The following is a 25,678-nucleotide window of genomic DNA, read 5'->3' as shown; positions in this document are numbered from 1 at the left end:
CGCGATTCCGGCAGACCAGACTAAAGGATATGCCCATGCGCACGGCGCTTTTGCTCTGCTGCCTCATAATTTTCAGTCTGCCTCCCGCAGTACTGGCGTCCGGCCCGGAACCGGGCGAGAATGCCGGGGGCGCGGTTTCGACTCCTTCCGCGTCCCCGGTTCAGGCCTCTCCTTCCATTGTATCAGCCGATCTGCTCAAGGCTCTGGTGAGCTCCAAGGTGGCAGACAGGGATGCGGCCATTGCCGCGCTGGAAAAGGATAGCAGCACACTTGCCGCGCCTCTGCGCGAAAGGCTGCTGGAGGCCCTGCTGCACAATACCCTGCTGGCCGATGCCGCCACCGTAACGCTCTTTGTGAGCGACGAGACCGGGCAGGCGCGGCCCCTCACCGCAGGGGGAGAACTTGGCGCAGCCCAGCCCGCAGACAATCTACGCAAGGTAGGCACCAGCAATCGCCAGCGTCAGCGCATCACCGATATCCTCAATGCCCAGGCCCTGACCTCAACAGATACGGCAAAACGTCGTCAGGCCTCGGCAGCGCTGATGGAAGGCCCCACCCCGCCCCTCAAGGCAGAGGCCCTGCACAAGCTGCTGGAAGCGGAGAAGGACGAAACCGTGCGCGCCAACCTTGGCGCGGCCCTGGCCCTGTATGTGGCCGCCGACCCCGCCGCTGTGCGCAGCGACCAGCTTGCCGCCGTAAGCGCCCTGAACCGCAACGGCAGCCCTGCGGCCCTCAACGCCCTGCGCGCGCTGGCAGAATCCAGCGACACCGCCGTGGCAAAGGCTGCGGACGATGCCCTCTATTCCCAGCGTGTTTCTGCCCAGTGGGGACAGTTTTTTGAAATGCTCTTTTTTGGCATGAGCCTGGGGTCCATTCTTGTACTGGCGGCCATTGGCCTTGCCATCACCTTTGGCGTCATGGGCGTCATCAATATGGCCCACGGCGAACTGATCATGCTTGGGGCCTACACGGCCTGGGGCATGCAGCAGCTCTTTCCGGGGCAACCCGGCCTTGCCCTTGTTCTGGCTGTTCCTGCCGCCTTTCTGGTAAGTGGCGGCACGGGCGTGCTGCTGGAAAAAACCGTTATCCGCTTTCTCTATGGCCGCCCGCTGGAAACCCTGCTGGCAACCTTTGGCATAAGCCTTGTGCTGCAACAGGCTGTGCGCACGGTTTTTTCGCCTCTCAACCGCGCCGTGCAGAACCCCGAATTCATGAGCGGCGTGTGGCAGATCACCCAGTATTTCAGCCTTACCTGCAACCGCGTGTACATCATTTTGTTCTGCCTTGGCGTGTTTGCTCTCATCCATATGGCCATGCACCGCACCCGACTGGGGCTTGAGGTGCGTGCCGTATCGCAAAACCGCGCCATTGCCCGCTGCATGGGCGTGCGCGCCTCGCGTGTGGACGCGCTGACCTTTGGCCTTGGCTCTGGCGTGGCGGGCATGGCTGGCGTGGCACTGAGCCAGGTTTCCAACGTGGGGCCCAACCTCGGCCAGACCTATATTGTGGATTCGTTCATGGTGGTGGTGTTTGGCGGCGTGGGCAACCTCTGGGGCACGCTTACCGGCGGTCTGGCCCTGGGCATTGCCAACAAGTTTCTGGAACCAGCCAGCGGGGCCATGCTTTCCAAGATCATCATTCTTGTCTGCCTTATCCTGTTCATACAGAAGCGCCCGCGCGGTTTGTTTCCGCAAAAGGGCCGCGCGGTGGAGGCATAGATGGCCACCGATATCTTTGAACGCGAGGGCCTGTTCAACGCGCCCACCCGCAATTTTCTTCTGGTTACGGCGGTGCTCTGCACGCTGGTTGTCGTGGGCAGCCTGCTGCCTGCGGGCAATGCCCTGCATGTGCCGGGCTACCTTGTCACCCTGCTGGGCAAGTACCTTACCTACTCGCTGCTGGCCCTTTCCGTTGATCTTGTGTGGGGCTTCATGGGCGTGCTCAGCCTTGGGCACGGCGCGTTCTTTGCCCTGGGCGGCTACGGATTCGGCATGTATCTCATGCGCCAGATCGGCGCGCGTGGCGTGTACGGCAATGCCAATCTGCCGGATTTCATGGTGTTTCTGAACTGGAAGGAACTGCCGTGGTTCTGGCAGGGCAGCGACTATTTTGTGGTGGCCCTGCTGCTGGTGGTGCTGCTGCCCGGCCTGCTGGCCTATGTATTTGGCAGGCTGGCCTTTGGCTCACGCGTTTCGGGTGTATATTTTTCCATCATGAGCCAGGCCATGACCTATGCCCTCATGCTGGCCTTTTTCCGCAACGAAATGGGCTTTGGCGGCAACAACGGCCTTACGGATTTCAAGACCCTGCTGGGTTTTGAACTGCAAACAGACGGCATGCGCACAACCCTTTTTGCCTGCTCGGCACTTGCCCTCATGGCGGGCTACTGCCTGTGCAGGGCCGTAACGGCCTCCCGCCTTGGCCGTGTGTGCGTGGCCGTGCGCGATGCCGAAAGCCGCGTGCGCTTTATCGGCTACCGTGTGGAGCGGTATCAGGTGGCGGTGTTCACGCTTTCGGCCATATTGGCGGGCATTGGCGGGGCGCTGTATGTGCCGCAGGTGGGCATTATCAACCCCGGCGAATTTTCGCCCCTCAATTCCATTGAAATTGTGGTCTGCGTGGCCCTTGGCGGGCGCGGGCGGCTGTATGGCGCGGTTTTGGGCGCTTTTGCGGTCAATGCCTTTAAAACATGGTTTACGGCTGTGCTACCAGAGGCGTGGCTGTTTGCCCTGGGCGGCATGTTTGTGCTGGTGACCATCTTTTTGCCGCAGGGCCTGGCTGGTCTGCCCGACCAGTGGCGCAACCGCGCCTCGCGCGGCACGGCAACCCATGCCCCCGCAGGCAGTGCCGGGGAAGGAGGCGCAGCATGAAAACGCAGCAGGATATTCTGCATGGACGCAGCCTTGAAGAAGTGGCCGAAGCGGCGCGTGCCTACGAAGAATCGCACGCCCCCTTTGACAAGCGCCCCATGAAGATGCGCGCCCGCCCGCCGCGCAGCATGATGGCAAAGCCCGACATTGCCCTGTATCTGGAAAAAATCAGTGTGAGCTTTGACGGCTTCAAGGCGCTCAACGACCTGACATTCTATGTGGACAAGGGCGAACTGCGCTGTGTCATCGGCCCCAACGGCGCGGGCAAAACCACCATGATGGACGTCATCACCGGCAAAACCCGGCCAGATACCGGCTCTGCCTGGTTTGGACGCACCTGCAATCTTTTGCAGATGGATGAGGTAGCCATCGCCCAGGCGGGCATTGGCCGCAAGTTTCAAAAGCCTTCTGTCTTCGAAGCCCTGAGCGTGCTGCAAAACCTGGAGCTGGCCCTGGCTGGCGACAAACGCGTGTGGCCCACGTTCTGCGCGCGCCTTTCTGCCGACGACAAGACCTTTATCGAAGAAGTGCTGCACCGCATTCGCCTTACAGAACTTGCACGCATGCAGGCTGGCAAGCTCTCGCACGGGCAGAAGCAGTGGCTCGAAATCGGCATGCTGCTCATGCAGAAGCCGCAGCTTTTGCTGCTCGACGAACCCGTGGCGGGCATGACCCCCGAAGAAATGGACCGCACCATCGAGCTGCTGCACGACCTTGAGGGTGAGCAGAGCATCATGGTGGTGGAACACGACATGGAATTTGTGCGGGCCATTGCCCACAAGGTTACTGTGCTGCATCAGGGCAGTGTGCTGGCCGAAGGAACCATGGACGAAATGCAGAACCACCCCGCCGTGGTCGAGGCATATCTGGGCGAACCACTGGACGCTGCGTAACCACGCGCATCCGGCCCGCCCGCCGCGGCGATGCCCAGTGACAAGCAATGCCTTTCAGAGCCGACCGCTTCAGGAGAAGCCTCATGCTGCAAATTACAGGTCTTGATCAATATTATGGCGAAAGCCACATCCTGCGCGATGTCAACCTTGAGGTGCGGGCAGGGTCGTGTGCCTGCCTCATGGGCCGCAACGGGGTGGGCAAAACCACGCTGCTGCAATGTATCATGGGCGTGCTGCCCGCGCGCTCCGGCCATATTTTCCTGGATGGAACGGACTTGCTTCCGCTGCCTGTGGAGCACCGGGCGGCCCTTGGCGTAGGCTATGTGCCACAGGGCCGCCAAATCTTTCCCCTGCTGACCGTGCGCGAAAACATGGAGCTTTCGCTGCCCATGCGCAAGGACAAGGCAAGGGCAATCCCCGCATTCATCTTTGACTTTTTCCCCGTGCTGGGCGAAATGATGCATCGGAGGGGTGGTGATCTTTCTGGCGGGCAGCAGCAGCAACTGGCCATTGCCCGCGCCCTCACCCTTGAGCCGCGCCTGCTCATTCTGGACGAACCCACAGAGGGCATACAGCCCAACATTGTGCGCGACATTGCCACCACCATCCGCAGGCTCAACGAAGAAATGGGCCTCACGGTGCTGCTGGTGGAACAAAAGGTTCCCTTTGCCCGCCGCATGGCTGATACCTATATGATTATGGACCGGGGGCATATCGTTTCTCAGGGCGACATGCACGGCCTCGACGATGCCACGGTCAAAGCTTTTTTGAGTGTCTGATTCCACACCGTACACAGGAAGCAGCATGTCCCACAGCTCCCCCAACACTGCGCACGCACCCCACGGCCACTGCTTTACGGCAGAACGGCGCTGGAGCGCACGCATGGAGCTGGATTTTGCCGTGCGGCAAGGGCGCACAGCCCTTGCAAAGATGCAGTTTCACGGGCCCTTGCGCGTGCAGCGGCCCTTTTATCCAGAGGCCGCGCCCACAGCCGCGCCGGGGCGGCCGCAGTCCTCGCAGCCCTGCCACTGCTGCCTGCTGCACCCGCCGGGCGGGCTTGTGAGCGGCGACGACCTGAGCCTTGATGTGCGGCTTGAGCAAGACGCGCACGCCCTGCTTACCGCGCCCTCGGCTTCCAAGTTTTACGCGGCAGATTCGCACAACGTAGCCCAGCGGCAAACCAACGATCTGCGTGTTACGGGCGGCGTGCTGGAATGGCTGCCGCGCGAAACCATCATCTACGACGGCGCGCGGGCCGAAATGCGCACTTCGGTCGAGCTTGATGCGGCAAGCGCCTGTATTGGATGGGAAATGGTCTGCCTTGGCCGCCCTGCCGCCGGGGAATCCTTCACCACAGGCAGCGTGCGCCAAAGCCTGTATGTAAGCCGTGATGGCGTGCCCCTGCTGCACGAGCTGCTGCGCCTTGAAGGCGGCGATGCCCTGCAACGGGGCGCGTGCGGTCTGTGCGGTCAGCCCGTGGCCGCCACCCTGTTTGCCGTGGGGCGCGGTAATCATCCCGACCAGTCTGGCGACAGTGCTGGCAATGGGGCTGACAACGGGGCTGGCAATGGGGCTGGCGGCGGTGATACCGGGCAGGCCGAGCGTGATCTGGCCGCGCTGGAAGCCTGCTGCACCGCCCTGCAAGACATGTTTTCGCCAGCAAATACCTTTGACGACACTCCAGCCGGGCCAAAACCGGCGGCAACCGATGTTTCCGTACCTGTCGGAAGCGGCCCCGTTTCTGGCCTTACGGGCGATCGGGCCGGGGCAACCGTGCGCGGCGGCGTGCTCATTGTGCGCTACCTTGGGCCAGACATGGAAGAAGCCCGCAATCTGCTGCTCACAGCCTGGAACCTGTTGCGCCCCGCGCTTATCGGCTGCCAGCCGCACATGCCGCGCATCTGGTACGGAGCTTTTTGATTCAGGAAACTTCTGCGGCATACCGCATACACTGGAGGCATTATGGAACTTTTGCCCAGAGAAAAAGACAAACTGCTGCTCTTTACCGCCGGTCTGCTGGCAGAAAGGCGCAGGGCACGCGGCCTCAAGCTCAACTATCCAGAGGCCGTGGCCTATATCAGCCTTGCGGTGCTTGAGGGCGCGCGCGACGGGCAAAGCGTGGCCGAACTCATGGGTTCGTGCCGCAATCTGCTCACGCGCGAGGACGTTATGGACGGCGTGCCCGAAATGGTCCACGAGGTACAGGTGGAGGCCACCTTTCCCGACGGCACCAAGCTTGTGACCGTCCACGACCCCATTCTGTAATCAGGGCCGCCCACAGGCCACACACGGCAACCACACGCAGACGCAAGGGGGAAGCATGATTCCCGGTGAATTTCATATTGCAGAGGGCGAGATAACCCTCAATGCGCTTTCAGAAGGGCAAGAGGTGGTGCTGGAGGTTTCCAACACCGGCGACAGACCTATTCAGGTGGGCTCGCACTACCATTTTTACGAGGTAAACCCTGCCCTGACCTTTGCACGCGAATCCGCGCGCGGCATGCGCCTCGACATTCCCGCCGGAACAGCCGTGCGCTTTGAACCGGGCCAGAAACGCGAAGTTCGCCTTGTGCCCTATGCCGGTTCGCGCCGCGTTTTTGGCTTTCGCGGTCAGATCATGGGGCCGCTTGATGCCAACGCCCCCAGGGAGGAAAAAGCATGATCCGCATTCCCAGAAGCCAGTATGCCGAACTTTACGGCCCCACCACGGGCGACCGCATCCGCCTTGCCGATACGGAGCTGTGGATCGAAATTGAACGCGACCACACCGTTTACGGCGACGAGGTCTGCTTTGGCGGCGGCAAGGTCATTCGCGACGGCATGGGCCAGAGCCAGATCAGCAATGCCGACGGAGCCATGGACACGGTCATCACCAATGCCATCATCATGGATGCGGCGCTGGGCATCATCAAGGCCGATCTGGGCATACGCGACGGGCGCATTGCCGCCATCGGCAAGGCGGGCAACCCCGATGTGCAGCCAGATGTGGACGTGATCATTGGCCCCGGCACAGAAATCATTGCGGGCGAGGGCTGCCTGCTCACCGCTGGCGGCATGGATTCGCACATCCACTTTATCTGCCCGCAACAGGTGGAAGAAGCCCTTGCCAGCGGCATCACCACCATGCTGGGCGGCGGCACGGGCCCGGCCACGGGCACAAACGCCACCACCTGCACGCCCGGCCCCTGGCATCTCGAACGCATGCTGGCCGCCACGGATGCCCTGCCCATGAACTTTGGCTTTTTGGGCAAGGGCAATGCCGCCCTGCCCGATTCGCTGCGCGAACAGCTGGAGGCCGGAGCCTGCGGCCTCAAACTGCACGAAGACTGGGGAACCACCCCGGCGGCCATTGATACCTGCCTTACGGTGGCCGACGAATACGATGTTCAGGTGGCCATCCACACAGATACGCTCAACGAGGGCGGCTTTGTGGAAGACACCCTGGCTGCCTTTGGTGGCCGTACCATCCACACCTACCACACCGAGGGGGCTGGCGGCGGCCATGCGCCCGACATCTTGCGGGCCTGCTCGCTGCCCAACGTGCTGCCCTCGTCCACCAATCCCACCCGGCCCTATACGGTCAACACCGTGGACGAGCACCTGGACATGCTCATGGTCTGCCACCACCTCAACCCCTCCCTGCCCGAAGACGCGGCCTTTGCCGATTCGCGCATCCGGCGCGAAACCATCGCCGCCGAGGATATCTTGCAGGATATGGGCGTCATTTCCATGATTTCTTCCGATTCGCAGGCCATGGGCCGCGTGGGCGAGGTGATCACCCGCGCATGGCAGACCGCCCACAAGATGAAGGTACAACGCGGCCCCCTGCCCGAAGACCGTGGCCGTGGCAACGACAACTTCCGCGTGCGGCGCTATCTTGCCAAGTACACCTGCAACCCGGCTGTTACCCACGGTCTTTCGCACGCCATCGGCGCTGTGGCCCCAGGCCTGCTGGCCGATCTTGTGCTGTGGAAGCCCGCCTTCTTTGGCGTAAAACCCTCGCTGGTCATCAAGGGCGGGCAGATTGCCGCCGCACCCATGGGCGATGCCAATGCCTCCATTCCCACGCCACAGCCCATGCACTACCGGCCCATGTTTGGCGCGCTGGGGCAGGCTGCGGCTGCCGCCAGCCTGAGCTTTGTTTCGCGCGCCTTCATGGAAAACGGCGGCGAGGGGCGGCTGCGCGAGCTGGGTCTGCTGCGGGGCCTTTCGTCCTGCCGTGGCACGCGCACCCTGTGCAAGAGCGACCTTTTGCTCAACAGCGCCACGCCCGCCATTTCTGTTAACCCGCAAACCTACGAGGTTCGCGCCGACGGCGAAATTCTCACCTGCGCACCGGCAGAGGTTCTGCCCCTGGCGCAGCGGTATTTTCTTTTTTGAGCAATTTCATATGAAATTGCTCAATCGGCTGCGCAAGCTGACGTCCGCCACGGAGGCGTAGGCACAATTAACTTGTGCCGTAAGACGCCGGAGTGAGCGTCTTGAAACTTTGAGAATGCACATTCTCAAAGTTATATTCCTCCAGACAACAATCCAAGGAGCGGCCATGCTGGAATTTACAGAAAACATGGGGCAGCGCACCAATCTGGAACCCACGTTCAGCCTTACCCTGACCTGGGAACAGCGCGGCAAATGCCGCCAGCGCCTGCGGCTCGACACCGGCGAAGAGGCAGGCCTGTTTCTTACGCGTGGCCAGGTGCTGCGCGAAGGGGACATTCTGCGTGCCGGAGAGGTGCTGGCTGTGGTGCGTAATGCAGCAGAGCCCCTGGTAACGGGCATTGCGCCCAACTGGGAAACTCTGGCCCGAGCCTGCTACCACCTTGGCAACCGCCATGCGGCCCTGCAACTGGGCCACAAATGGCTGCGCTTCATGCCCGACCACGTGCTTGAAGAGCTGGCAGAAAACCTTGGCCTGCGCCTGCGCTACGAAAGCCAGCCCTTTGTGCCAGAGGGCGGCGCATACGGCGGCCACGGGCACAGCCATGGCTGAACAGGACGAGGCTTGCAAAAAAGCCCGCCCAACTGGCTGCGCAGAGGTCTTGACCGACTGCCCGCAGGGTCAGGCGGGGCAGCATGTGGGCCGCGCCTGTGGCCACAATGCATGGCAAGGCCCAGATTTTGGCCTCACCGCCCTGCTCTATCTGGCGGGGCAATCCCTGCCTGTGGGCGGTTTTGCCTGGTCGCAGGGGCTGGCGGCAGCGGTGGAGCGCGGCCACGCGGATACAGCCGATGGCGTGCGCCGCTGGCTGTGGGGAGTGCTGCGGCTGGGGCTTGCCCGCAATGATCTGCCGCTGTTGCTGCGCATGCACGACGCGGCTGGCAAGGCCGATGCGCAGGCTCTTGCCCGCTGGAATGCCCTTATGCTTGCGGGGCGCGAAAGCCGCGAGCTGTGGCAGGAAGAAGTCCAGATGGGCCGGGCATTGCGCCGCATCTTGCAGGATCAAAATCTGCTGCCACACTGGCCTTTGCCAGAATGCACGGGCTACACCGCCTGCTTTGCCGTGGCTGCCGTGATGCTCGACCAGCATGCGCGCAGCATGCAGCCTTTTTGCGACCCTACCGCCCAACAGCACGCAGGGACGGACGCGGCCTGCGCCTATGTGTGGAGCTGGCTGCAAAACCAGGTGGCTGTGGCCTGTAAAACCGTACCTCTGGGCCAGACAGCAGCCCAAAAACTGCTGCTCGAATTTATGCCCGCAGTGCCGCAAATAGTGGCGCAGGCCACGGCCCTGCCCGATGAAGACATCGGCTCAAGCCTGCCGGGGCTTGCCCTGTGCAGCGCGGGCCACGAACGACAATATACACGACTTTTCAGGAGTTAACCTCATGACCAACAGACCCTGTTTGCGAGTGGGCGTCGGCGGCCCGGTGGGTTCCGGAAAAACGGCCCTGCTGCGCCACCTGTGCATGCGTCTTCGCAAGCACTACAACATGGCCGTTGTCACCAACGACATCTATACCCGCGAGGATGCAGAGTTTCTGCTGCGGCACAACGCCCTTGAGTCTGACCGTATCCTTGGCGTTGAAACGGGCGGCTGCCCGCACACCGCCATACGCGAAGACGCGTCCATGAACATTCAGGCCATCGAGGAGCTTCAGGCTCGGCATCCCGGCCTTGAGCTGGTGCTGGTGGAAAGCGGCGGCGACAACCTTTCCGCCACCTTCAGCCCGGAACTGGCCGACCTCACCATCTATGTCATCGACGTGAGTGGCGGCGACAAGATTCCGCGCAAGGGCGGCCCCGGCATCACCAAGTCTGATCTGCTGATCATCAACAAGGTAGACCTTGCGCCCATGGTGCATGCCTCACTTGATGTCATGGAGCGCGACACGCGGCGCATGCGCGGTGAACGCCCCTATGTGCTCACCGAGATGCTTTCCGGCGCGGGCATCGAAGCCGTTATCGCCTTTATCATCCGCGAGGGCATGCTGCGCCCGCCGGAAAAAGCCGTTTAGAATTGCTTGCAGCAGGGCATACCCCCGCTGACGCAAAAAGCCCGCATATGGCTATGCGGGCTTTTTTAATGATATTTGACAGCTGGCTGCTTAATCCGTGGCTGCGGCCTTGAGCGCGTCGGCCTGGGCCGCTGTGCTCAGAGCTTCCACCAGGGGCTGGATTTCGCCTTCCATGATGCGCTCCAGAGAGTACAGGGTCAGGTTTATGCGGTGGTCGGTGCAACGCCCCTGCGGGAAGTTGTAGGTACGGATGCGCTCGGAGCGGTCGCCCGACCCCACCTGCGACTTGCGGTCAGCGGAAATTTCGGAATTATACCGCTCACGCTCTGCGGCCAGAATACGCGAGGCCAGCACCTTCATGGCGCGGGCCTTGTTTTTGTGCTGCGAGCGTTCGTCCTGACAGGTAACAACGGTGTTGGTGGGCAGATGTGTGATGCGCACCGCCGATTCCGTCTTGTTAACGTGCTGGCCGCCAGCGCCGGAAGCGCGGTAAATATCAATACGCAGATCTTCGGGCCGGATTTCCACGTCCACTTCTTCCGCTTCGGGCATAACGGCCACGGTGGCGGCAGAGGTGTGGATGCGGCCCTGCGCCTCGGTGGCGGGCACACGCTGCACGCGGTGCGTGCCAGCCTCAAACTTGAGCTGGCTGTACACCTTGGTGCCGCTGATAAGGCAGATAACTTCCTTGAAGCCGCCCGAATCAGAAGGCGACTCGCTCATGAGCTCGACCTTCCAGCCCTTTATTTCGGCAAAGCGCGAATACATGCGGAACAGGTCGGCGGCAAACAGGGCAGCTTCTTCACCGCCCGTACCGGCACGGATTTCAAGGATGGTGTTCTTTTCGTCCAGCGGGTCCTTGGGCAGCAGCAACAGCTTGAGCTCCTGCTCCACTTCGGGCAGTTCGGCTTCGATGCGGTGCAGATCTTCCTGAGCCAGCGCGCGCATTTCGGGGTCTTCGTCGCGCAGCAGCTGCTTGTTTTCGGCCTGCTCTTGCAGCAATGCCCTGTGGCGGCGGTACATTTCCACTATTTCGCGCAGATCGGCGTGGGCCTTGGTGAGCTTGCGGTAGTGTTCCTGATCGTTGAACACGTCGGGCTCGGCCAGGGAGTGCTCCAGCTCGATGAACTTCTTTTCCAGACCTTCCAATTTGGCGAACATATGGTGTCTCCAACACGCTGTGGGCGGAAAAAACAAAAATGACGGGCGCGCACCCTGCCACAAGGCCGCACGGCACACCGGCTTGCCGCACACCCGCCGCAGTTGCGGCGCACGCCACAACCGCCGCAGCAGGACGGCAAAAAAGGCTATTCTGTGGTGTAGTCTACCGTGCGCACCCTTGCACCGTCTTGCGGGCCAAGGGCTTCACGCAGGGCCACCAGGGCCACCTCTACCTGGCTTTCGTCAGGCTCGTAGGTGGTCAGCCTCTGCAAGGCCAGGCCGGGCGCACGCAAAATTGTTGCCCAAAAACCTTCAGGCAGCTTGGCCGCATAGCGGATAAGCTCGTAGGCCAGTGCGCTTATGGGAACCATCAGCACCAGCTTTACGGCAACGGTAAGGGCGTGCTTGGCCACCTCGCCCTGCGGCGTGTAGAGGTGCAGCATCAGGGGAACCAGCACCGCGTGCAGCAGTATGGAAATACTGATCACAAACAGCAGAAACGTGGTTCCGCAGCGCGGGTGCAGGCGGCTTTTGCCCATGGCGGCGGCAGCGTCCACATCACCACTGGCCTCATAGGCGTGGATGGTTTTGTGCTCTGCCCCGTGATACTGAAAAACACGGCGGATATCAGGCACATACGAGATGGCCTTGATATACCCCATGAAGATGCAGCATTTGAAAAAGCCGTCCCACAGATGGAACGAAAGCCCTTCAACATCACCGCCCAGGCGCAGCCACAGCATACCCACCGAAAGCAGATGCGGCACAACGACAAAAAGCCCCACTGCCATCAGCAAGGCCATGACGAGGGTCAGCACCAGATGCCAGCCAGAGATTTCCTCCTGCTCGCTCTGGGCCACCACCTCAACCGAGCGGTTGAGCGCCTTGATGCCGTTGACCAGGGTTTCCAGCAGCACGGGAAACCCGCGCACAAAGGGCTTTTTGAGCCAGGGGCTACGGGTCAGCGAAAACCACGGGCAGCGCATGGCACGAATGACGCCATCGGCCTGGCGCACTGCCAGCCCGTAGACATCACCGTGGCGCATCATCACGCCTTCCATGACGGCCTGCCCGCCCACCGGGGCGCATTCCGCATTCAAAAGAGCGAGGGCAAGCCGCAACACACCGCTCGCGCGCTTTGCGCGCGGCGCGGTCTGCTGCAAGCCTGCCCGCCGCGAACTTTCGGGCGTCATGCCAGAGCTGGAATCCCGGTAAAGGCCCGACCCCTGCTTACTACTGGTCAAACTTGGCGTACTTCTTGCGGAAGCGGTCAATACGACCAGCGGTGTCAAGAAAACGCTGCTTGCCGGTATAGAACGGATGGCAAGCGGAGCAAACTTCCACGTTAACCTGTTCGGCCTTGGTGGAGAGCACGTGCTCTTCATTGCCGCAAGCGCAGGTGATGGTGGCGTTGAACACTTTGGGATGGATATCATTTTTCATGGCAGCTACCTCGTGAACGCGGCATAATCCGGCTTTAAAAGCATTGCGGACGCCCGCGCGTTTTACCCTTGGCGCGGCTTATTGCCGCACAAGGGCAAGCTATATAGCTCTCTTTTGCGGCTTTGGCAAGTACGGCGGGCAGGGTTAGATATAAATGGTCTGCCACGGCTTGTTGCAAGCAAGGCAGACGGCACTTTTTAACCAATTTTATGTCATCATTCATGACAGTTACCAACTCAGTATCCGGCTGCACCTGGCGGGCAGCCCTGTGTGCAGCCCCGGCTTGTGGTTGGCGCGCCAAGCGGATATAAGACCCCCATGCCAAAACTACCCAGACAACGCGCCGACCAGCTGGTTTTTGAGCAGGGCCTTGCCGAAAGCCGCGAGCAGGCCCGCCGGCTCATCATGGCTGGCAAAATCATCCTTGAGCAGACCGTTCCCGGCGCACCGCCACAGGTTGTCCCCAAGCCGGGGCATCCTTTTGCCGCCGACACGGTCTTTGCCCTGCTGGAGCCGGAGCGCTACGTGAGCCGTGGCGCTTACAAGCTGTTGACCATTCTTGAGCATTTCAGGCTTGATGTCACAGATTTTGTGTGCCTCGATGCCGGGGCTTCCACCGGCGGATTCACCGACTGCCTGCTGCAAAGGGGAGCCAAACGCGTCTACGCTGTGGATGTGGGAAAAAACCAGCTGCACGAGCGCCTGCGCGCCGACGAGCGCGTGGTCAACCTTGAGGGCGTCAACCTGCGCCATGCCGACCAGAGCCTTATTCCCGAAATGGTTGATCTGGTGGTGGCCGATGTTTCCTTTATCTCGCTCACCCTGGTGCTGCCCTCGTGCATGCCCTGGCTCAAGCCGGGAGGCATGCTGGCAACACTCATCAAGCCGCAGTTCGAGCTGGGGCCCGGCGAAACGGTAAAGGGCGTGGTGCGCGACGAAGCCGCCCGCCAGCGCGCCGTGGACAAGATACTGCTCTTCACCCAGGCCAATCTGGGCCTTGCCTGTCAGGGCGTGCTGCCCGCAGCCATCAAGGGCCCCAAGGGCAATCAGGAATACATGGCCCTGTTTGCGCGGCAGGCCTAGGCCCAGCACGCGCCTAGTCTGTACGACCCGAATCTTCCGTATCTGCCGCGTCTGCACTCTCGGTTTCACCGGGGGCAGGCGCGGCACTCTTTTTTTCTGCGGGCGTAAACAGCCGTCCCCGCTGCACGGCCTTGTTGCCAAAACGGCTGCGCAGATCGTCCAGAGCTGCATCCAGTTTTTGCCGCCGCGCCTCAATGTGCGGGTCGAGCCCCTGCGTGGCAGGCTTTACCGCGCCGGGCAGCAGCAACTGGGCCACGGGCGCGTCAAAGCCAGAAACCCCAAGCCCGATGAGCCTTACTGGCTGGGGCAACGGCAGTTCACGCAACAGGTCACAGCCCACGTCAAAAATGGTTTCGGTGGCATTGATACCCTCTGGCAAGGTGCGCGACCGGGTGATCTGGCTAAAATCCGCATACTTGACCTTGAGCGTTACCGTGCGCCCCCGGTAGCCGTGCCGCCGCAGCGAGGCCCCCACGCGCTCGGCATGGGCCAGCAGCATGCGCTGCATATACTGGCGGTCGCGCGTATCCTGCCCAAAGGTGCATTCGGCGCTCTCGCTCTTGGCGGCCCGCTCAGTTTCAATGCCACGCGGGTCGCGCCCGTGTACGCGCTCATACAGCACACCGCCCCATTTGCCGTACTTGCGCACCATAAAATCCTGGCTGTAGCGGCGCAGCTGCCCCACGGTGCGCACGCCCAGGCCTTGCAGACTCTGCACCATGCGTTTGCCCACACCGGGAATCCTGCCCACGGGCAGGGTGGCCAGAAAGTCGTCCACTTCCTCCTGCCGCAAAATGAACACACCGTCCGGCTTGTTGATGTCCGAGCATATCTTGGCCAGAAACTTCACCGGCGCAACCCCGGCAGAACAGGTAAGCCCGCCGGTGGCCTCGCGCACGCGTTCTTTCATGCGCGCCACAAGCTCTTCAAGCGAACCAAAAAGCCGCTCCAGCCCCGTGCCGTCCACATAGGCCTCGTCCACGCTGGCCTGTTCCACCAGCGGTGAAAACTCGCCCAGCGCCGCCATGATGGCCTGCGAAAGCTCGGCATAGCGCGAGTACCGCCCGCGCACCACAATGGCCTGCGGGCAGAGCCTGCGGGCCGTGGCCATGGGCATGGCAGAATGCACCCCAAAAACCCGCGCCTCGTATGAACAGGTGGAAACCACACCCCGCTGCTCACCGCCCACGATCACGGGCTTGCCGCGCAGGGCGGGGTCGTCCATCTGCTCTACCGATGCAAAAAATGCATCCATGTCTATGTGGATAATCATGGCAATATTCCGGGCGCTGGTTTGCTGCGGGGTAAGGCGGAGAATTCGCTTCTATTCTGATTATTTTCAACCAAGCATGTTAACATGCTAATTCTATAGCATTTAGTGCATCGTTAATTCTACGTTTAAAAAGATGGATTTTGTCCTCTGGCAAGGAAAAGGCCCGGTTCAGGACAGGGATAGTACATGCTGGTACAGCCCTGGACTGAACCGGGCCTTTGACGCAGCCCAGAGGGCAAAAGACGCTTTTTAAACAAAGGCTAATCGAGCTTTTCGCGAACACGTTCAAGCTCCGACTGCACATAGGCCTCTGGCGCACCCGCATCACGCAACAGGTATTCGGCCATGGCCAGAGCCACCTCGCGCTCTCCGCTGAACACGGCATCCACGCCCGATTCGCGCAGCGCCCTGGCCCCGCTCACAAAGGCCGTGTGGGCCAGAATCCGCACGTGCGGATTCACGGCACGCGCTATCTGGGTCACTTCGCCAGCGGGAATACTGGCCGATGTCAGCAGCAGGGCTTCGGCCTTTTCCAGACCGGCCTCGCGCAGCACCTCGGCCTGCATGGCATCGCCGTGTACCACGGGCAGCCCTTCGCCGCGCAGCTGGCGCACGGTGTCGATATTCATTTCCACCACCACGGGCTGCATGCTGCTGTGCTGCAAGATGCTGCAACTGCTGCGGCCCACAGGGCCGCACCCCACCACCACAACCCGCGCGCGGCTGTCCTCGCCCGGCACAACCATGCAGGCATCGTGCGTGGCCTTGTCACCCTGGGTGCGTTTTTCCCACCGCTGGCCCAGTTCCTTGGCCTTGCGGTAGAGCATGGGATTGAGTGTGATGGAAATGATGGCCGCAGGGATAAGGGCGTTGTTGACCCGCTGGTCAAAAACACCCAGGCTGATGCCAAGGCCCGCCAGAATAAACGAAAATTCGCCCACCTGGGCCAGCGACGCCGCCACGGGCAGCCCCAGCCTTGCGGGTTTGCGGAACAGGCTTGTCATCAGCAGCGCCCCAAGGGGCTTGACCACCATGATGACCAGCAGCGTCACCAGCATGAGGGGCCAGTCCTGCACCAGCGAGGCCGGATCAAACAGCATGCCCACAGAAACAAAGAACAGCACGGCAAAGGCATCGCGCAGGGGCAGAGCCTCGGCAGCGGCGCGGGCGCTGAATTCGGACTGCCCCACCACCATGCCCGCCAAGAACGCGCCAAGCGCCATGGATGCGCCAAAAAACTCCGCAGCCGCCACGGCAATGCCAAGGGCCAGGGCCAGCACGGCCAGAGTGAACAGGTCGCGGGTTCCCGTGCGGGCCACATAGCCCAAAAACAGGGGAATCAGCTTTTGCCCCGCCACCAGAGTAAAGGCCGAGAGTGCGGCCAGCTTAAGCAGGGTCATGCCCAGGGCGCTCCAGAATTCGCCGCCCGGCGACAACACCGAGGGCAGCAGCACCAGCAGCAGGATGGTAAAGATGTCTTCCACCACCAGCCATCCCAGGGCCACATGCCCGGTGGGATTGTGCAGATCGTGGTTGTCGGCCAGCACGCGGGTAAGCACCACGGTGCTGGCAACGGCAATGGCCATGCCGTACACCGCGCCAGAAAAAAAGCTGAAGCCAAACAGGTGCAGCAGCCCCATGCTGGCAAGCGTTGCCAGCGAAATCTGGGCCACAGCGCCGCCAGTGGCAATGGCCCCCACGGCCAGCAGGTCTTTGAGATGAAAATGCAAACCCACGCCAAACATCAGCAGAATGACGCCAATTTCGGCGCACTGGGCGGCGGTGGAAGCATCGGCCACAAAACCGGGCGAATGCGGCCCCACAATGATGCCCGCCAGCAGATAGCCCACAAGGGGCGAAAGACGCAGTTTCTGGGTGATGAATCCAAGAACCAGAGCGGCAGAAAGCCCCCCGGCTAGCGTGAGAATAAGATTTATGTCATGGGGCATGAACGTTGCTCCTTATGGGCCGCCCAAAAGCAGGCCGCAAGCAGCTGAATGCCCTCGTCAATCTTCGGACTTCAGCCATTGCAGCCACAGGGTGCGGCGGCGGGGGCCATCGCCCTCGCACAGATATACAGATTGCCATGTGCCAAGGCACAACTCGCCCTTTTCCACCAGCAGCAACAGCGAGGGGCCGTGCAGAGTGGTTTTTATGTGGGCATCGCTGTTACCCTCGGCATGGCGGTAATCGCCGTTTTCCGGGGCAAGGCGGCTGAAAAAGGCCAGCATGTCGCGCTTGACGTCTGGGTCTGCCCCTTCGTTGACCGTGAGCCCACAGGTGGTGTGCGGGCAAAACAGGCCCAGGGCGCCGCTCTGCCAGCGGCCATCGGCGGCCTTGCGGCGTACCAGCGCGCGCAGCTCCGCCGTTATGTCCACCATCTCGCAGCGGCTGCGGGTGCTTATTTCAAGGTGTTCCACGGCTGCCTCAGCTTGTGAATTCCAGCAGATCGGAGCGGGCTATGCTGTCCAGCTCCTGCCGCGCGTTTTCGGGCGTTTCGGTAAACAGAAAACCGAACAGGCCGTAGCGTGTGAAATCGCTCTTGCGCACATGCAGCACGCGGCCAAAGCCCCGGCTCAGGGCCTCGTAGTCAAAGCTGCGCACGGGCGGGCAGTTTTCGGGCTTGTTGAGCACGATAAGGGTGTACAGCTTGCCCTCGCGCCCAGCCAGCACCTTTTGCCAGTCTGGCCGCCGCCCTTCAAGAAAACAGCCGTAGGAATGGAAGCCCCAGGCAAACAGGGTAATATCGGTGCAGCACCAGCCCGCAAAGCGCAGGGCGTTGAACTCGATGGGCCGTATGCGGCCCTGCGCATCGCGGCGCAGCTCCACATGGGTGGGAAAATTGCGCAGGCCCAGCAGGGCATTGACGCGGTTGAACCATGCCTCAAATTCCGCAAGATGAGCTTGCACCACAGAAGCGCCGGTGTAGTACAGGCGGTCGCTCACGTCCGAGGCAGAGGCAAATTCGTGCCGCAGGATATTGCAGATAACGGCCTGCCCCTGCGCGTCAAAGTACACGTCCACGGCGTATTCATCGCCGTCGATATATTCTTCGATAAGCCAGTCTTCGCTGTCCACCACGCTGTCGGGGTACTGCTCGCGCCAGCTTGCGGCCTCGTGCTCAATGGCGGCCAGCGCGGCCTGCCAGTCTGCCCGGTCACGCACAATGCGCACCCCAAGGCTGAAAAACCCCACAGAGGGCTTGACCACGCAGGGCAGGCGCAGCTCCTCGAAGGGCAGAGTGCGCAGGCTGTCGAGGCTGAGCCTGCGGTAAAAATAGTCACCGTAGAGGGGGCGCAGCAGCTCGCGGGTCAGGGCCTTGTTTTTGAGCTTTTCAATGCTGCCCACAAGCTGGGGATTGTCCACATGCGCGCTCACCCAGGCCAGCGAATTTTCGGAACAGGTGTAGATGCGCGGGGGCTCGCCCCCCGCCTCGCCTGATCGGCACAGGGCCGCAAATTCGGCTTCTGGCACGAGGTTGAGGGGGTCAGCCCCAGAAAGCGCGCGGGCGCGGGACAAGTCCCGCGCCACGGCATTGTCGAGCACCGGTTCCCGCCGTGCTGCCGCGTAATCGAGCAACTCTGGCGAGACATATGGTTCGTCGAAAAGTATCATGCTCCTCCCAACACGCGGAAGTACACCGCAGGTTCCTTGAGCAGGCCTGCGTCCATGGTGCGCTGAAGCGCATCGCTCATGGCGCGGGCCGTGGTTTCGTGGGTCATGAAGACCAGCGGCACGCCGTTGCCCTCGTCGCTCTTCTGGATAACCTGGGCCATGCTGATGCCCTCGGCGGCCATGCAGCCGGAAAGATCGCGCAGCACACCGGGGGTATCCTGCACCATGACGCGCACATAGTAGCACGAACGCCATTCCTCCGGCGGCACAATGGAAGCCTTGGGCAGTTCCTTGTTGACAAAGCCGGTGTTGTTGGGCCGCTCGTCGCGGGCAACGGCCAGCAGATCGCCAAGCACGGCCCCGGCAGTGGGCAGATCGCCCGCGCCACGGCCATGGAAAAACAGCGGGCCGGAGGCGTTGGCGTCCACGCGCACGGCATTGTACACGCCGCCCACGCGGGCCAGCAAAAACTTGTGGTACACAAGGGCAGGAAACACCCCGGCTTCAAGGCGGATAGCATCCTCGCCCTCGTTGCCCTCGGCGTTGCGAACTTCGCGCACCTGGCCGATGAGCTTGATGCGGTAGCCAAATTCTCGCGCAAGGCGGATATCCATGCCCGAAAGCCCGCGAATGCCGCGCACCGAAAGGGCCGTATAGGGGTAGTGTACCCCGTAGGCCAGACGGATGAGCAAAATGAGCTTGTGGGCGGCATCGTGGCCGTCAATGTCCAGGGTGGGGTCGGCCTCGGCATAGCCCAGCTGCTGGGCCTGCTTGAGCGCAACGTCAAAATCCATGCCGTTGCTGGTCATCTCGGACAAAATATAGTTGCTCGTGCCGTTGAGAATGCCCATGAGCGATTCAATGCGGTTGCCCGTGAGGCTTTCCTTCAGGGTTTCCACAATGGGGATGGCCCCGGCCACGCTGGCCTCGTAGCGCAAGATGCGCTTTTTGCGGTCGGCCTTCTGGAACAGGGCAAGGCCTTCTTCGGCCAGCAGGGCCTTGTTGGCGGTGACAATATGTTTGCCCTGGTCAAGGGCGCGGTCGATGATGGTGCGGGCATTGTCGATGCCGCCGATCAGTTCCACCAGCACGTCGATTTCAGGATCATCCGTAAGGGCGCGGTAATCTGTGGTCAGCTCTGTTCCGGCGGGCAGCTGGGCGCTGCGGGCCTTGGTGGCGTTGCGCACCAGCACCTTTTTGAGCACGATGGCACGCCCGCAACGGCGGCGGATAAGGTCGGCGTTTTCGTCAAGCAGACGCACAAGGCCGCCGCCCACCGTACCAAATCCCGCAAGGCCCACTACCAGGGGTTTTTCGCTGTTCTTCATCATGTCGCCTCCAGATCTGCTGCCTAACCCCGGTCTGTCCGCCGCGGGCCTGCGCGGTTGTTGGCCGTGTGCGGCCTTATGGTTGCTGCGGCGGGGCCGGAAATACTCCCGACCCCGCCGATTTCAGTTATTCTGACCTCGCTTCATTCCGCCCGAAAAACGGCTTTTTAAAGCGAGATTTTGTTCCCTGGCAAAGAAAACGGGCTGTTGACGCTGTCCAGGGGGCAAAAGATGCTTTCAAACAGTTTTTCCATCCTGCGATTTTTTGCTTTGCGGCCAGAAAGGCGGGCTTTTTATGCAGAGAGTGTACTCTGACGGTACTCGACCGAAATAAAAAGACCGCCTGACGCAGCCGCAAGCAAAAAGGCGCGGATGGCTAGTCGGAGACGCCCGACAACAGCCGCCGCATACTGCTGATGGCCTGCCGCGTGCGGTGCTCGTTTTCGATCAGGGCAAAGCGCACGTATTCGTCGCCGTACGAGCCAAAGCCAAGACCCGGCGAAACGGCCACATGGGCTTCCTGCAACAGCAGCTTGGAAAATTCCACAGAGCCCATCTTGCGGAAGGGTTCGGGAATGTGCGCCCACACAAACATGGTTGCCTTGGGCGAGGGGGTTTCCCAACCGATGCGGTTCAGACCTTCGATGAGGCGGTCGCGCCGTTCCTGATACACGTCGCGGATCTGGTGGACGCAATCTTCCGGGCCGTTGAGGGCCACGGTAGAGGCAATCTGGATGGGCTGGAACATGCCGTAGTCGAGATAGCTCTTGATGCGTGCAAGGGCGTGGATAAGGTCTTTGTTGCCCACGGCAAAACCCACGCGCCAGCCGGGCATGGAATAGCTTTTGGACAGGGAGTAGAATTCCACGCCCACGTCCTTGGCACCCTTGGCCTGCAAGAAGCTGGGGGCCTTGTAGCCGTCAAACACCAGGTCGGCGTAGGCCAGGTCGTGTACAACCCAGATGTTGTTTTCCTTGGCGAAATCAACAATCTTCTGGAAGAATTCCAGATCCGTCACCTCGGTGGTGGGGTTGTGCGGGTAGCAGATAAAAAGAACCTTGGGCTTGGGCCAGGCCTGACGCATGGCAGCCTCGAGATCTTCAAAAAAATTGCGGCCAGGGCCAATGGGCACGCTGCGCACATCTGCGCCGGCAATGATGGGTGCGTACTTGTGGATGGGGTAGGTGGGGTCGGGCGCAAGCACCACATCGCCGGGCTCAAGAATGGCCAGCGAAAGGTGGGCGAGGCCTTCCTTGGAACCCAGGGTGACGATGGCTTCGCTGTCGGGGTCGAGCTGCACGCCGTAATGGCGTGCATAGCGATCACAAATGGCTTTGCGCAGGTTCGGAATACCGCGCGAAAGCGAGTAGCGGTGGTTCACCGGCTTTTGTGCTGCCTCAACAAGCTTGTCGACGATGGGTGCGGGCGTTGCTATGTCCGGATTGCCCATGCTGAAGTCCACGATGTCGATATTCTGCCGACGCAGCCGCATTTTAAGGTCTCCCACCACCGCAAAAACGTAGGGGGGGAGGCGGCGAATCCGCGAAAACTCTTCCATGTCTGATAGCTCCTAAGTTGATCGACATGCAGTCTTTCCTGTGTAACCGCGGCAAGGTCACGCCCGCACAGCGCGGGCATGGACTCCGCCCTGTCGCACAGCCTCACAGGAAGCCCGTGCGCCTTCGGCGCCCACTGTGCGCCAAAGACCATTTTGTCATGCCGCAGCATAGCCAGCCGTGCGCCTGTTTGTAAAGCATTGCGCGACATAGAACCCCTTGGCGCGGCATGTTTTTTTACACGGTATTCGGCGCAAAGCCTTTTGCCGCGCTTTGCCTTCGGGTCATAGTTGTGTATCATAGGGAAATAGATTGAACTTCTGCGGAGGAAACTATGGAAGACCACATTCGCTTTGACAGGCAAGATCTCGCGCTGCATCTGCTTGACCAGCGCGTGCTGCCAGAGCAGGAGGCGGACATGGTTTGCCGCACCACAGACGACGTTATCTACGCCCTGCAAACCATGGTGGTGCGCGGGGCTCCGGCCATCGGCGTTACTGCGGCCTGGGGCTGTGCCCTTGCCCTCAACGAAACAGACGGGCCAGACTGGGCCACACAGCTTGAGGAACTTCTCGACCGCCTGGCCAACGCCCGCCCCACCGCCGTCAATCTGCGCTGGGCTGTAGACCGCATGCGCAAATGCTGGTGGAAGGCTATCAACAGCGGCTGCGGCGACCGTCAGGCCCTGCTGCCCATTTTTCTTGACGAAGCGGCCAAAATGCAGGCCGAAGACGTGGAAGCCTGCAAAACCCTGGGCCGCTTTGGCGGGCACTGCTTGCAGGACGGCGACTGCGTGCTGACCCACTGCAATGCCGGGGCGCTGGCCACGGCGGGCTACGGCACGGCTCTTGGCGTCATTCGCGGGGCCATCGAGCAGGGCAAGCGCATTACGGTTATTGCCGACGAAACGCGCCCCTTCCTTCAGGGTGCGCGCCTCACCGCCTGGGAACTGCACAAGGACAACATTCCCGTTACCGTGGCCTGCGACAATGCCTGCGCCCTGCTGATGAGCAAGGGCCTCGTGCAGCGCGTGGTGGTGGGGGCAGACCGCATTGCCGCCAATGGCGACGCGGCCAACAAAATCGGCACGTTTGGCGTGGCCCTGCTGGCCAAGCATTTCAATATTCCCTTCTATGTGGCCGCACCGCTCTCCACCATCGACCCCAGCACCCCCGACGGCAGCGGCATACCCATTGAGCAGCGCCCGGAACGCGAGGTCACCCATGTGGGCGACAAGCGCCTCACCCCAGAGGGCGTACCCGTGTACAATTTCGCCTTTGACGTGACCCCGGCAGAGCTTATTACCGGCATCATCACCGAAAAAGGCGTGCTTGAACCGCCCTACGGCCTTGCCATCTGGGCGGCCCTTAACGAATCCAGCGCCGCACCCGAAGCCGAAGACGGCGGCCCAGCCGCCTAGGGAACAGCATGAAGGAACTGATACTTGTCATAGGCCCTGCCCTGCCCGAAGCCGCGCGCGCCCTGTGTACCGCACCGGGCTACGGCCCCGGCGGCAAGGCCGAGAGCAAAACCGGCGGCGCGCTGCCCGAAAGGGTTATTGCGCACTGGGACGGGTGGGAAGCACCGCAGGGCGAAATTTCGCTCTCTGCACGTCTGCGCGACGAGCTCAAGGCCATTCGCGCCGAGCACATGGCCTGGGCGCACGATACGGGCCGCCTGAATGTGGGCGGCTGCGAAATCCAGCACTGGCTCTGCGGCGGCGAGAGGCTTTCCATGTGGTGGTGCTCGCTGTTGTACGAACGCCACCCCAAGATGACACCCGGCCTCTACACGGTGTACAAACTGCGCGCTGTTGAACGCCTTATGGACGAGGGCGGCTTTGCGGCCCTGCGCGTTTTTGGCGGCGATGCCGATCTGCGCGGCGCGCTGGCCAGCATGTGCCACGCGGGACACCGGCAGTATGCAGAAAACTGCGAGGCCCCCACCCCGCCAGCTCCGGCCAAGGGCCTGCTGCGCAAAATTTACGAGGCCACGCCGCCGCCCCTGCGCGCACTGGCCCGCTACGCCCACTGGTGGTGGACAGTTCGCCGCCACATGCCCCCTGTTTCGGCCAAAAATGCGCTGCCGCCCACGTCGGGGCAGGCAGCCACCATTGCCACCTACTTTCCCAACATTGACATGAAGGCGGCGGAGGATGGACGTTTCCGCAGCCGCTACTGGGAGAGTCTGCACGACGCCCTGAACGAAACCGCAGAAGAAGCAGCCACCAAAATGGCTGATCTGCCACAGTCTGCCCAGCCAGAGGCCTCACAGCCAGAAACCGCACATGCGGGCAAGGGCGGGCATTTTGTGCGCTGGCTCTTTATCCGCTTTCCCGCGCCCCAGCTCAGTCTGGCCCAGTGTCTGGCCCTGCGTGACCGCTTTCGGCGCGAGGGCAAGGACGGCGCAAGCTTTCATTATCTGGAAGAATTTTTGACCACAGGCGATCTTGTGGCCGCCCTGTTCCGCTACGCGCGCCTGTGCGTGGCCAGCCTGCGCATAGAAAAAGAAGCCCGCGCGGCCTTCCATTTTGCCGATTCGCACCTTGATTTCTGGCACTATCTTGGCCCCTACTGGGCAGAATCATTCCGTGGCTGGCGCTGCCTTGAGCGCTGCCTGCAACAAAGGGCCTTCAAACGCTACACCGCCATGAGCGGGCAACAGCGCTGGACGCTGTTCCCTCTGGAAAACTGCCCCTGGGAACGCATGCTCACCCAAGCGGTACACGATGCGGATAACGGGCCAGTCATTGGCGCGCAGCATTCCACCATCCGGCCAACGGATTTTCGCTATTTCGATGACCCGCGCACCTTTTTGGGCGACCTGGCCGCGTTTCAGCCCGATGCCGTGCGCGGCAACGGACAGTCTGCCTGCGTCCAGTGGCGCGAGGCCGGGCTGCCCGGCAAACGCCTGGGCGAGGTGGAAGCCCTGCGCTACCTCTACCTTGCCGAAAAGGGCGGGGAACAGGCACAATCTGAAAGCGCCGCCCCCGCACGCCGCCAGCTTTTGGCTGTAACCAGCTTTTTTGCCGATGAAACCGAGGCGCACCTGGCCCTGCTTGCCCGCTCGCTGCACGCTGGCCTGCTTGACGGCTGGGATATCCGCGTAAAACCGCACCCCTATCTGCCGGTGAAGGAACGCCTTGCGGCCCTGCTGGGCCGCCGCGCCAACGAAGTGCAGATTGTGGACGGCCCCATTGCCGACCAGCTTTCCCCCGGCGTTGTGGTGTGGGCCTCCAACTCCACCACCGTGGCGCTGGAGGCGGCCATAAAGGGCTTGCCCGTTATGGCCATGCTGCCCACAGACGACTTTGACCTCTGCCCCCTGCAAGACGTGGAGAGCCTGCCACGCACGGGCAGCGTGGACGATGTGGCCCGCGCCCTGCAAACCGCAGCCCCCCTGCGCCTGCCTCCTCAATATTTGGATCTGGACGTCGATCTTCCCCGATGGAAAACACTGTTGCACCTGAGAGGAAATGCATGAACACGCATGACAGGGTGGCCGCCCTTGTGCGCCACTATTACTGGGACAGAGACCTCAACTGCGCGCGCACCACGCTGCGCTGCCTCGAAAGCATGTTGCAGGAACCCCTGCATCCCCAGGTGTATACCGCCATTGTGGGCTGCCACGGCGCGGGCGGCACGGGCGGGCAGTGTGGCCTTGTGGAAGGCGGCCTGCTGCTCATTGGCCTGCACGGTGCAGCACTGGGCAAGGACGAGGGAGAAATAGTGGATCTGTGCGCCCGGTTCGCAACCATTTTTAGCGAACGCTTCACCAGCCTTGCCTGCAAGGATCTGCGCCCCGGCGGCATACACCCCAACGACCCGCCCCACTTGTGCGAAACGCTTTCGGTTGATGCTATATGTCTTTTGCATGACTTTCTTGTCGAAATGACGCAATCCGCAGAACCCAACCGCAGAAAATCCGCATCTGGAGCCGATGCCGGGGAATAGCTAAAACGTATTTCACCCTTTGACAAACATACCGCTAGCGAATAGTT

24 protein-coding genes are annotated in these 25,678 nt (G+C 61.7%); 15 read left to right on the top strand and 9 right to left on the bottom strand.

Annotated elements, in window-relative coordinates; translation table 11 throughout:
- Positions 1-35: 35 nt before the first annotated feature.
- The 11 genes from urtB to ureG all read left to right on the top strand — a co-directional run bounded on the left by urtB (position 36) and on the right by ureG (position 10,219).
- Positions 36-1,718 (top strand): urea ABC transporter permease subunit UrtB, encoded by a 1,683-nt coding sequence (gene urtB / locus ACE3NW_RS04850; RefSeq protein WP_374280946.1) that lies wholly within the window; start codon positions 36-38, stop codon positions 1,716-1,718.
- The gene (gene urtC / locus ACE3NW_RS04845; protein WP_374280944.1) at positions 1,719-2,870 is read left to right on the top strand and encodes an urea ABC transporter permease subunit UrtC; all 1,152 of its coding nucleotides are present in this window, start codon (positions 1,719-1,721) and stop codon (positions 2,868-2,870) included.
- Positions 2,867-3,763 (top strand): urea ABC transporter ATP-binding protein UrtD, encoded by an 897-nt coding sequence (gene urtD, locus ACE3NW_RS04840; protein WP_374280942.1) that lies wholly within the window; start codon positions 2,867-2,869, stop codon positions 3,761-3,763. The genes urtC and urtD overlap by 4 nt, the downstream gene beginning before the upstream one ends.
- An 83-nt stretch (positions 3,764-3,846) precedes the next feature.
- Positions 3,847-4,542, top strand: coding sequence for an urea ABC transporter ATP-binding subunit UrtE (gene urtE, locus ACE3NW_RS04835; RefSeq protein ID WP_374280940.1), 696 nt, complete (start codon positions 3,847-3,849; stop codon positions 4,540-4,542).
- A gap of 25 nt (positions 4,543-4,567) precedes the next feature.
- Positions 4,568-5,683, top strand: a complete 1,116-nt coding sequence (locus ACE3NW_RS04830; RefSeq protein ID WP_374280938.1) for an urease accessory protein UreD — start codon at positions 4,568-4,570, stop codon at positions 5,681-5,683.
- Positions 5,684-5,725: 42 nt separating this feature from the next.
- Entirely contained in the window at positions 5,726-6,028 is a 303-nt protein-coding gene (locus ACE3NW_RS04825; RefSeq protein ID WP_374280936.1) for an urease subunit gamma, read from the top strand.
- 55 nt (positions 6,029-6,083) lie between these two features.
- Positions 6,084-6,425, top strand: coding sequence for an urease subunit beta (locus ACE3NW_RS04820; protein ID WP_374280934.1), 342 nt, complete (start codon positions 6,084-6,086; stop codon positions 6,423-6,425).
- A complete protein-coding gene (gene ureC, locus ACE3NW_RS04815; RefSeq protein WP_374280931.1) occupies positions 6,422-8,143 on the top strand; it encodes an urease subunit alpha in 1,722 nt (573 codons plus the stop codon). Before ACE3NW_RS04820 ends, ureC begins: the two co-directional genes overlap by 4 nt.
- Before the next feature lie 166 nt (positions 8,144-8,309).
- On the top strand, positions 8,310-8,753 hold the full coding sequence (gene ureE, locus ACE3NW_RS04810; RefSeq protein WP_374280929.1) for an urease accessory protein UreE: 444 nt from the start codon (positions 8,310-8,312) through the stop codon (positions 8,751-8,753).
- Positions 8,746-9,585 carry an urease accessory protein UreF gene (locus ACE3NW_RS04805; protein ID WP_374280927.1) on the top strand — a complete coding sequence of 280 codons (840 nt, stop codon included), beginning with the start codon at positions 8,746-8,748 and terminating at the stop codon, positions 9,583-9,585. The genes ureE and ACE3NW_RS04805 overlap by 8 nt, the downstream gene beginning before the upstream one ends.
- A gap of 4 nt (positions 9,586-9,589) precedes the next feature.
- Positions 9,590-10,219 carry an urease accessory protein UreG gene (gene ureG / locus ACE3NW_RS04800; RefSeq protein WP_374280925.1) on the top strand — a complete coding sequence of 210 codons (630 nt, stop codon included), beginning with the start codon at positions 9,590-9,592 and terminating at the stop codon, positions 10,217-10,219.
- A gap of 90 nt (positions 10,220-10,309) precedes the next feature.
- On the opposite strand, the gene prfA is transcribed toward ureG, so the two are convergent.
- From prfA to rpmE, 3 genes are all read right to left on the bottom strand, one after another.
- On the bottom strand, positions 10,310-11,380 hold the full coding sequence (gene prfA / locus ACE3NW_RS04795; RefSeq protein WP_374280923.1) for a peptide chain release factor 1: 1,071 nt from the start codon (positions 11,378-11,380) through the stop codon (positions 10,310-10,312).
- A gap of 146 nt (positions 11,381-11,526) precedes the next feature.
- The gene (locus ACE3NW_RS04790) at positions 11,527-12,441 is read right to left on the bottom strand and encodes a DUF1385 domain-containing protein (RefSeq protein ID WP_374281087.1); all 915 of its coding nucleotides are present in this window, start codon (positions 12,439-12,441) and stop codon (positions 11,527-11,529) included.
- Positions 12,442-12,613: 172 nt separating this feature from the next.
- Complete coding sequence (gene rpmE / locus ACE3NW_RS04785; protein ID WP_374280921.1) at positions 12,614-12,823, bottom strand: 50S ribosomal protein L31; 210 nt, start codon at positions 12,821-12,823, stop codon at positions 12,614-12,616.
- Between the two features lie 318 nt (positions 12,824-13,141).
- On the opposite strand from rpmE, the gene ACE3NW_RS04780 reads away from it, so the two are divergent.
- Positions 13,142-13,906, top strand: coding sequence for a TlyA family RNA methyltransferase (locus ACE3NW_RS04780; RefSeq protein WP_374280919.1), 765 nt, complete (start codon positions 13,142-13,144; stop codon positions 13,904-13,906).
- A gap of 13 nt (positions 13,907-13,919) precedes the next feature.
- Here the strand turns inward: ACE3NW_RS04780 and ACE3NW_RS04775 are convergent, their stop codons facing one another.
- From ACE3NW_RS04775 to ACE3NW_RS04750, 6 genes are all read right to left on the bottom strand, one after another.
- Positions 13,920-15,179, bottom strand: a complete 1,260-nt coding sequence (locus ACE3NW_RS04775) for a DNA polymerase IV (RefSeq protein ID WP_374280917.1) — start codon at positions 15,177-15,179, stop codon at positions 13,920-13,922.
- Positions 15,180-15,439: 260 nt separating this feature from the next.
- Positions 15,440-17,128: a cation:proton antiporter gene (locus ACE3NW_RS04770; RefSeq protein ID WP_374280915.1), complete on the bottom strand. Its 1,689-nt coding sequence runs from the start codon at positions 17,126-17,128 to the stop codon at positions 15,440-15,442.
- Positions 17,129-17,185: 57 nt separating this feature from the next.
- Positions 17,186-17,599 carry a secondary thiamine-phosphate synthase enzyme YjbQ gene (locus ACE3NW_RS04765; RefSeq protein ID WP_374280913.1) on the bottom strand — a complete coding sequence of 138 codons (414 nt, stop codon included), beginning with the start codon at positions 17,597-17,599 and terminating at the stop codon, positions 17,186-17,188.
- 7 nt (positions 17,600-17,606) lie between these two features.
- Positions 17,607-18,794, bottom strand: a complete 1,188-nt coding sequence (locus ACE3NW_RS04760; protein WP_374280911.1) for an ATP-grasp domain-containing protein — start codon at positions 18,792-18,794, stop codon at positions 17,607-17,609.
- Positions 18,791-20,122, bottom strand: coding sequence for a homoserine dehydrogenase (locus tag ACE3NW_RS04755; protein ID WP_374281085.1), 1,332 nt, complete (start codon positions 20,120-20,122; stop codon positions 18,791-18,793). Before ACE3NW_RS04755 ends, ACE3NW_RS04760 begins: the two co-directional genes overlap by 4 nt.
- A gap of 376 nt (positions 20,123-20,498) precedes the next feature.
- Entirely contained in the window at positions 20,499-21,680 is a 1,182-nt protein-coding gene (locus tag ACE3NW_RS04750) for an aminotransferase class I/II-fold pyridoxal phosphate-dependent enzyme (RefSeq protein WP_374280909.1), read from the bottom strand.
- A gap of 332 nt (positions 21,681-22,012) precedes the next feature.
- On the opposite strand from ACE3NW_RS04750, the gene mtnA reads away from it, so the two are divergent.
- From mtnA to ACE3NW_RS04735, 3 genes are read left to right on the top strand one after another with little or no spacing between them, the layout of a single operon-like run.
- Positions 22,013-23,098: an S-methyl-5-thioribose-1-phosphate isomerase gene (mtnA, locus tag ACE3NW_RS04745; RefSeq protein ID WP_374280907.1), complete on the top strand. Its 1,086-nt coding sequence runs from the start codon at positions 22,013-22,015 to the stop codon at positions 23,096-23,098.
- Between the two features lie 8 nt (positions 23,099-23,106).
- Positions 23,107-25,161 carry a TIGR04326 family surface carbohydrate biosynthesis protein gene (locus ACE3NW_RS04740; RefSeq protein ID WP_374280905.1) on the top strand — a complete coding sequence of 685 codons (2,055 nt, stop codon included), beginning with the start codon at positions 23,107-23,109 and terminating at the stop codon, positions 25,159-25,161.
- A complete protein-coding gene (locus ACE3NW_RS04735) occupies positions 25,158-25,631 on the top strand; it encodes a C-GCAxxG-C-C family (seleno)protein (protein WP_374280903.1) in 474 nt (157 codons plus the stop codon). Before ACE3NW_RS04740 ends, ACE3NW_RS04735 begins: the two co-directional genes overlap by 4 nt.
- The last annotated feature ends 47 nt before the right edge of the window (positions 25,632-25,678 follow it).

This window comes from Desulfovibrio sp., from assembly GCF_041907885.1.
GTDB lineage: Bacteria > Desulfobacterota > Desulfovibrionia > Desulfovibrionales > Desulfovibrionaceae > Desulfovibrio.
Note: the sequence above shows the minus strand (reverse complement) of the source record. Positions and strands in the feature narration are given on the sequence as shown.

What these genes read in the sequence shown, in the direction of transcription:
- urtB (WP_374280946.1), top strand. Translation starts at nt 36, where the DNA reads ATGCGCACGGCGCTTTTGCTCTGCTGCCTCATAATTTTCAGTCTGCCT.
- urtC (WP_374280944.1), top strand. Translation starts at nt 1,719, where the DNA reads ATGGCCACCGATATCTTTGAACGCGAGGGCCTGTTCAACGCGCCCACC.
- urtD (WP_374280942.1), top strand. Translation starts at nt 2,867, where the DNA reads ATGAAAACGCAGCAGGATATTCTGCATGGACGCAGCCTTGAAGAAGTG.
- urtE (WP_374280940.1), top strand. Translation starts at nt 3,847, where the DNA reads ATGCTGCAAATTACAGGTCTTGATCAATATTATGGCGAAAGCCACATC.
- ACE3NW_RS04830 (WP_374280938.1), top strand. Translation starts at nt 4,568, where the DNA reads ATGTCCCACAGCTCCCCCAACACTGCGCACGCACCCCACGGCCACTGC.
- ACE3NW_RS04825 (WP_374280936.1), top strand. Translation starts at nt 5,726, where the DNA reads ATGGAACTTTTGCCCAGAGAAAAAGACAAACTGCTGCTCTTTACCGCC.
- ACE3NW_RS04820 (WP_374280934.1), top strand. Translation starts at nt 6,084, where the DNA reads ATGATTCCCGGTGAATTTCATATTGCAGAGGGCGAGATAACCCTCAAT.
- ureC (WP_374280931.1), top strand. Translation starts at nt 6,422, where the DNA reads ATGATCCGCATTCCCAGAAGCCAGTATGCCGAACTTTACGGCCCCACC.
- ureE (WP_374280929.1), top strand. Translation starts at nt 8,310, where the DNA reads ATGCTGGAATTTACAGAAAACATGGGGCAGCGCACCAATCTGGAACCC.
- ACE3NW_RS04805 (WP_374280927.1), top strand. Translation starts at nt 8,746, where the DNA reads ATGGCTGAACAGGACGAGGCTTGCAAAAAAGCCCGCCCAACTGGCTGC.
- ureG (WP_374280925.1), top strand. Translation starts at nt 9,590, where the DNA reads ATGACCAACAGACCCTGTTTGCGAGTGGGCGTCGGCGGCCCGGTGGGT.
- prfA (WP_374280923.1), bottom strand. Translation starts at nt 11,380, where the DNA reads ATGTTCGCCAAATTGGAAGGTCTGGAAAAGAAGTTCATCGAGCTGGAG.
- ACE3NW_RS04790 (WP_374281087.1), bottom strand. Translation starts at nt 12,441, where the DNA reads ATGGAAGGCGTGATGATGCGCCACGGTGATGTCTACGGGCTGGCAGTG.
- rpmE (WP_374280921.1), bottom strand. Translation starts at nt 12,823, where the DNA reads ATGAAAAATGATATCCATCCCAAAGTGTTCAACGCCACCATCACCTGC.
- ACE3NW_RS04780 (WP_374280919.1), top strand. Translation starts at nt 13,142, where the DNA reads ATGCCAAAACTACCCAGACAACGCGCCGACCAGCTGGTTTTTGAGCAG.
- ACE3NW_RS04775 (WP_374280917.1), bottom strand. Translation starts at nt 15,179, where the DNA reads ATGATTATCCACATAGACATGGATGCATTTTTTGCATCGGTAGAGCAG.
- ACE3NW_RS04770 (WP_374280915.1), bottom strand. Translation starts at nt 17,128, where the DNA reads ATGCCCCATGACATAAATCTTATTCTCACGCTAGCCGGGGGGCTTTCT.
- ACE3NW_RS04760 (WP_374280911.1), bottom strand. Translation starts at nt 18,794, where the DNA reads ATGATACTTTTCGACGAACCATATGTCTCGCCAGAGTTGCTCGATTAC.
- ACE3NW_RS04755 (WP_374281085.1), bottom strand. Translation starts at nt 20,122, where the DNA reads ATGAAGAACAGCGAAAAACCCCTGGTAGTGGGCCTTGCGGGATTTGGT.
- ACE3NW_RS04750 (WP_374280909.1), bottom strand. Translation starts at nt 21,680, where the DNA reads ATGGAAGAGTTTTCGCGGATTCGCCGCCTCCCCCCCTACGTTTTTGCG.
- mtnA (WP_374280907.1), top strand. Translation starts at nt 22,013, where the DNA reads ATGGAAGACCACATTCGCTTTGACAGGCAAGATCTCGCGCTGCATCTG.
- ACE3NW_RS04740 (WP_374280905.1), top strand. Translation starts at nt 23,107, where the DNA reads ATGAAGGAACTGATACTTGTCATAGGCCCTGCCCTGCCCGAAGCCGCG.
- ACE3NW_RS04735 (WP_374280903.1), top strand. Translation starts at nt 25,158, where the DNA reads ATGAACACGCATGACAGGGTGGCCGCCCTTGTGCGCCACTATTACTGG.